1 protein-coding gene is annotated in these 383 nt (G+C 30.5%); it reads right to left on the bottom strand.

Features of this window, described 5'->3' with window-relative positions; genetic code table 11:
• Positions 1-346 (bottom strand): helix-turn-helix domain-containing protein (locus GXK56_RS27565; protein ID WP_160693498.1); only part of this gene is annotated, 346 nt, incomplete at its 3' end.
• Positions 347-383: the final 37 nt, after the last annotated feature.

Raw genomic sequence — 383 nt, forward strand, 5'->3', positions numbered from 1 at the left:
TACGCTTAGTTGCTTTTAAAGGAATTGATAACTTCTCTTCCTTAAGTGTATTTAAGTATCTATAAATTGGTGATATGCTACCTTCATAACCACGCTTCTTTAATTCACGGTAAATTCTAGTGCCAATAAAGTTATATTCAGGCTCAAGATACCATGTTCTAATTTCTTCAATATGAGAATCTATCTTTGTTTCATATTGTCTTTTTTTATAATGTGGTTCTTCATTAAGTTTAATTAATCTTTTAACAGTATTTCTTGAAATCTTTAATTCTCTAGCAATTTGTCTTATAGGTATACCCCTTTCATGCATTCGTTTTACGGTTATCCAATCTCTCACGTCTTTCACCTATGTTTTCCTCCTAACCTTCATTACAAAAGTTAGG

It is taken from the genome of Clostridium sp. C2-6-12 (genome assembly GCF_009928485.1).
GTDB lineage: Bacteria > Bacillota > Clostridia > Clostridiales > Clostridiaceae > Clostridium.